Raw genomic sequence first — 935 nt, forward strand, 5'->3', positions numbered from 1 at the left:
CCATCAAACAGACAAGCAAGCAGATTTAAACTGGATTGGCGTCGTTGTGCCTCCAAAATACCCGCTTGTGTCACTTCTCTTGTGCCAATGAATTCGGGCGATAAACCCGTCACCTGATTAATTGCTTCCTTAGCTTCATTAAACAGCTGGAAAAAGCCTTGTGGAAACTGTGCTACGGGTTTGGGTTGGATCTTTCCTTGTGCCAATGCGTTAGGTTTAACCCATGTAATACTGTCTGATCGGCTTAAACTTTTTGCTGCTTCTCTCTCATCCTTAAATGCACCACTCTCTGCCATTATCCCGCCTTTGGATTGGCTATTAAGGATATACATAACTTGACTAAAGTACTTATTCGCCCACCGTTGTGGGTCTTTTGTAGGACGCACAACCCCATAAAATTGCCGTTCTATCTTGTCAAAATACCCCGTTATACACTCCCAACCCAATTGACCAGCTGGAACCAAAGGTTGATCGGGGGATTCAAGCAATTTCCTCCCTAAAAAAGCACGTTTTACGACCTTTTTATTGAAAGCTGCCCCTTGGATATCGGGCATCATGCACTGGAGCTGCTTAAATTCCTCTTCACTATAATCACGAAGTTCTCCAGTGCTTAAATCGGGCGCTTTGTAATACCTCTCGCTTTCAAACCAACGGCATTCAACAAGTGTTCAAGGCATTGATTTATAATCATAATCTAGCGTTATTCATATTGAATGAGAACCCTGAATAACGTAAGATTCTCTCATCTTAAATCTGTGTATCTTGAATCAATCAAAATCACTTGCTTGCACGTCACAAGCGGGGTTGATGTGTGGGTAAAAACTATAGCAGAAAGGAGTAAAAATGGTTCTTATGAATCGTCTTAATGCAAGGGCTGTCGCAACATTGGGAGCTGGCAAATATAATGATGGTGCCGGCTTGTTACTTCATAAGCG

Annotated in this window: 1 pseudogene; it reads right to left on the reverse strand. The window is 42.5% G+C overall.

Features of this window, described 5'->3' with window-relative positions:
• Positions 1 to 668 (reverse strand): annotated as a pseudogene (locus tag ACFILW_RS10105) (phage portal protein); the annotation flags it as partial.
• Positions 669 to 935 lie beyond the last annotated feature (267 nt).

Source organism: Bartonella sp. TT110JLCBS, from assembly GCF_042193405.1.
GTDB lineage: Bacteria > Pseudomonadota > Alphaproteobacteria > Rhizobiales > Rhizobiaceae > Bartonella.